Consider the following 4,722-nt stretch of genomic DNA (forward strand, 5'->3'; position numbering starts at 1 on the left):
CCGGGCGAGGGTCCAGGCCAGCTCGGTGCCCCAGTCGGCCAGCCGCTCCGCCTCCCGCCGGTACGGCAGCAGCGCCGCGGCCAGCCCGGACAGGTGCGCGTCGAGGGTTTCCCGCCGGTCCATCAGGCCACCGCCGGAGCGGGCCGGGCGACCGTGGCCAGCGTGGTGTAGACCGCGCCGAGCTGCTCGGCGCAGCGCTTCCAGGAGTACCGGCTGCGGATCCGGTCCAGCGCCGCGGTGGCGTACGCGAACTGGCGGAGCTTGTCGGTCAGCAGCCGGCGGATGGCGGTGCCGAGCGCGCGCGGGTCGCGCGGCGGCACCAGGTCGCCGGTGAGGCCGTCGACAACGGTGTCGGCGATGCCGCCGACGTTGGTGCCGACCACCGGGACGCCGCAGGCCATGCCCTCCAGCGGGGTGAGCCCGAACGGCTCGTACCAGGGGGCCGCGACCAGCACGTCCGCCGAGCGGTACCAGCGGGCCATCTCCTCGCGGGGCACCGCGCCGACCAGCTTCATCCGGTCGGCGACGCCGCACGACTCGGCGAGGGTGTGCAGCCGGCGGGCGAACGAGTCGGCGGGGAGCAGGTCGGCCGGCGGGCCGCCGACCAGCACGCACTCGGCGTCCGGCACCGCCGGCAGGGCCCGGACCACGTCCAGGAAGCCCTTGCGCTCCACCAGCCGGCCGACGGTGAGGATCCGCGGCCGGGCCGGGTCGCGCGGCGCGACCGGGCCGTCCGGGCGGAACACCGCCTGGTTGACGCCGGACGGGACCAGCGCCATCCGGGACCGCGGTACGCCCATCCGGACCAGCTCGCGGACCTCGTCCTCGCACTGCACGACCACCCGGTCGACGGCCCGGCCGAGCGCCCGCTCGTAGCCGATCCGCCCTGGTGGACTGGTGTCCCGGGCACCCTGGTGGCGCCGCTTCACGGTGCCCAGGGCGTGGTACGTCAGCACCGTCGGCACCCCGGTCCGCCGGCCGGCGTGCACGGTGGCCAGCCCGCTCATCCAGAAGTGCGCGTGCGCCACCTCCGGGGTCCAGTCGCCGCGCCGCCAGGTGTCCGCCAGCCAGCTGCCGAACTCCCCCATGTACGGCAGCAACTCGTCCTTGGGCACCCGCCGGGGCGGTCCGGCCGGCACGTGGCACACCTGGTAGCCGTCCAGGGTGGACACCGCCTCGGGCAGGGTCGCGGAGTCGCGGCGGGTGTAGACGCGTACGTCGTGCCCCTCGCCGACCAGCGCGGCCGCGAGTTCCGCCACGTGGGTGTTCTGGCCGCCGGCGTCCTCCTCGCCGAGGACGGCGAGCGGGCTGGCGTGCTCCGAGATCATCGCGATGCGCATGTTTCCCCCTCCATCAGTCGGTCCCAGTCGGCGAGGAACCGGTCGAGCCCGAACCGTTCCTTCGTCACCTCGCGTGCCCGCGCCCCCAGGCGGTACGCCGCGTCGCGGTCCTTGGCGAGCCAGCGGGCCGCCTCGACCAGCGAATCCACCCGGGTGGAGAGCACCCCCGCGTCGGGCGGCACGGCGTCCACCGCCTCGGTGGTGGCCAGGGCGATCACGGGCATGCCGATGGTCATCGCCTCGATCAGGCTCAGCCCGAGGGAGGTCCAGCGGCACAGGTGCAGGTACGCCCGTCGGCGGGCCAGCTCCGTGTGCATCCGGCCCTGCGGCACGTCCTCGTGCCCGGTCACCGGCACCCCGGGGGCGCCGGCCGCGGCGAGCGCCTCGGGCAGTCCGGCCACCCCCATGCCGTAGACGTCCAACGGAGCGACCGCGGCGAAGCGCGGCATCAGGTCGGTGCCGGTGACCCGCCAGCGGCGTACCGGCTCGTTGGTGACCACGGCGAGCCGGTCGAGCTCGCCGGTCCACTCCACGGTGGGCGGCACGATGCCGTGCTCGACCACGGCGGTGCGGGTGGCGCCGTTGTCCCAGAACAGCTCGTTGAAGTGGGTGACGTGGGTGAGCAGCAGGTCGTCCCGGTCGGCCATCGGGTGGCGGGTGTTCGGCACGTCGCCCTTCGGGGTGTTGTGCTCGACGTAGATCGCCGGCAGGTCCCGGCCGGGGCGCCGGCCCAGCCACTGCTCGGCCAGCTCCAGCTCCTCCGGCCGTTGCAGGATCACCAGATCGACCTCGGCCTGCCGCAGCTTCTGCGGGGCCACCTCGACGGCGTTCGCCGGCCAGTCGTACGTCCGCGCCCGGCCCAGCCCGTACGGGCCCCGGTCGGGTGTGACCGGCACCAGGTAGCGGTGCCTCCCGTGCACGAACGACGTCGTCCAGGAGCCGTGCACGTGCCACAGCAGAACGTTCATCTCTCTCCTCGTCACGGTTCGGGGGAAGGGGGCCGGTTCAGCGGGGCGGGGGAGGGGCGAGCAGGCGGACGGCCGCGACCACCTCGGCCGGGTCCACGCGGGTCAGGCAGGGGTGGCCGGGCACCGGGCAGCGGGTGGCCCGGGTGTCCCGGCAGGCCGCCCCGGCGTCGCCGAGGCGTACGGTCGGCACCCGGTAGGGCCCCCACTGTCCGAACGGGACGGTCGGGGCGAAGAGGCTGACCACCGGGGTGCCGACCGCGGCGGCGAGGTGGGCCGGACCGGTGTTGCCGACCACCAGGCAGCGGGCGCCGGCGAGGATCCGGGCGAGCCCGGCCAGGTCGTGCGCCCCGCCGAGGTCGGTACCGCCGGCAGCGGCCACCCGGGCGGTCAGCGCCCGCTCGTCGGGACCGCCGGTGACGACCACCCGGTGCCCGTCGGCGGCCAGCGCGGCGACGATCTCCGTGCACCGCTGTGCGGGGCAGGCCCGAGCCGGCACCGACGAGCCGGGGTGCACCACCACGTAGTCGCCCGCGGGCAGGTCGCGTCCGGTCCCGCCGTCGGCCGGGATCCGCGGGGCGGTGCCGGCCCGGCCGGGGAGGCCGAGGTCGTCGCGCAGCCGCAGCACCGGCTCGTCCCCCTCGGGCAGCGCGAACCCGGCCGCGGCGGCGAGCGAGGCCGCGCGCTCCGGCTCCGGCACCCCGACCGGTACCCGGTGCCGCACGTCGAGCAGCGAGCCCGGGTAGTCGTCGCTGATACCGCTGATCCGCGGGATCCCGGCCAACCGCAGCAGCAGCGCCAGGGGGAGCGGGGACTGGTGGAACGAGGTGAAGATCACGGCCTCGTCCGCGCCGACGGCGGCGAGCCGGTCGGTGAGGGCACGGATGTCCGCGGGGTCGACCGGCGGCGCCGGGGCGTCGATCCAGGGCAGCGGCCAGTCGATGATCTCGTCGACGCCGGGCAGCAGTTCGGCCGCCGCCCGGCCGCGTGGCCCGCAGAGCAGTACCACCCGGTCCGCGCCGGCCGCCACCGCCCGGATACCGGGGCCGGTGACCAGCATGTCCCCGGCGGCGTCGCTGCGCACCACCAGGACCGTCCCGGCCCGCCCGGTACGCGGCACGACCGGCTGGACCGCCCGCATCCGGCGCAGGATCTCGTCGACCGCCCCGGGCAGGTCCCCGGCCACGGCCGGCGCCTCGTCGACCTCTTCGGGGCGGGTGACCGGGGTGGGCACCAGGACGGCGGTGGCCCCGGCGGCCAGCGCGGCCGTCATGTCCCGGCCGATGTCGCCCACCATCAGGCACCGCCCGGGCGTGGTGCCCAGCGCCCGGGCGGCGGCGTGCACCAGACCCGGCGCCGGCTTGCGGCAGCCGCAGCCGTCGGTGTCGTCGTGCGGGCAGACCGCCCAGTGGTCGAACGGCCCGAGCAGCTCCTCGACCCGGGCGTGCACCGCCCGCAGTTGCTCCTCGGTGACGTAGCCCCGGGCCAGCCCGGACTGGTTGGTGACCACGGCGAGGCGTAGCCCGGCCGCGCGCAGCCGCTCCAGCGCCTCCCGTGCGCCCGGCACCGGCCGGACCTTCTCCGGGTCGCCGTTGTAGGGCACGTCCTCGATGAGCGTGCCGTCCCGGTCGAGCAGGACCGCGTCGTACAGGGGGGACCGGGGGGAAGTCATGCCGGACCAGTTGCCCAGGGCAAACGAGGTAAACATCAACTTTTCGCCTCCGGGCCGACCACCGACCCGGCCGGCGTCGAGCGGGCCCGCCACCAGCCGCGCACCCAGTGGGTGACGGCGAGCGGCGGGATGAGCGCGCTGGTGACCAGCATCGTGGCGACCTCGTCGGCGGTCCGCGGGCCCGGCGCGATCCGGACCCGGGCGAACTCCGCGGTGCCGGCCGCCCAGGCCAGCCCGGCCAGGCCGGCCACCGCGCCGAGGGCATGCCGCCGGCCGCCGGGCCGGTCCGCGCCGCGCAGGGCCAGGGCGGCCAGCGCGACCGCGCTGGCCGCGGTGATCGCGACGTGCCGGGTCCGCCGCCCCGGGGGCAGGCCGAGGTCGGTACGCCAGGCCCGGCCGTACAGCCGGCGCAGCAGCGCGTCGTCGGCGTTGCCGCGCTGGGTGCGCAGGCTGACCCAGCGGCTCTCCGGGCGTACCGGATGGGTCACCCGGCGGTGGCCGCGCACCAGCACCCAGCCGGCCTGCCGGACCCGGTGGGCCAGCTCCGCGTCCTCGCGGTAGGCCCGGGGGAAGCGCTCGTCGAAGCCGTCGACGGCGGCCAGCGCCGCGCGGCGGTAGGCCATGTCGGCGGTGATCCACCTCCCGAGGGCCAGGCCGGCGGTGCCGCGCTCCCAGTCGGTGGGGCGGCGGCCGGCGGGCAGCGGCACCTCGACCACGCCCTGCACGCCGCCGACCCGGTCGGTCA

Annotated in this window: 4 protein-coding genes; all 4 read right to left on the minus strand. The window is 76.7% G+C overall.

Going from position 1 to position 4,722, the window contains the following annotated elements; all coding sequences use genetic code 11:
• Positions 1–122: 122 nt before the first annotated feature.
• Positions 123–1,340, minus strand: a complete 1,218-nt coding sequence (locus ONA70_RS34865; RefSeq protein WP_265010744.1) for a glycosyltransferase — start codon at positions 1,338–1,340, stop codon at positions 123–125.
• Positions 1,325–2,308 carry a glycosyltransferase gene (locus ONA70_RS34870; protein WP_265010745.1) on the minus strand — a complete coding sequence of 328 codons (984 nt, stop codon included), beginning with the start codon at positions 2,306–2,308 and terminating at the stop codon, positions 1,325–1,327. Before ONA70_RS34870 ends, ONA70_RS34865 begins: the two co-directional genes overlap by 16 nt.
• 37 nt (positions 2,309–2,345) lie before the next feature.
• Entirely contained in the window at positions 2,346–3,977 is a 1,632-nt protein-coding gene (locus ONA70_RS34875; RefSeq protein ID WP_265010746.1) for an HAD-IIIA family hydrolase, read from the minus strand.
• Positions 3,978–4,012: 35 nt separating this feature from the next.
• Positions 4,013–4,722: glycosyltransferase family 2 protein (locus tag ONA70_RS34880; RefSeq protein WP_265010747.1), on the minus strand; the 710-nt coding region annotated here is incomplete at its 5' end.

Origin of the sequence: Micromonospora yasonensis (assembly GCF_026013475.1) — a bacterium.
Classification (GTDB): domain Bacteria; phylum Actinomycetota; class Actinomycetes; order Mycobacteriales; family Micromonosporaceae; genus Micromonospora; species Micromonospora yasonensis.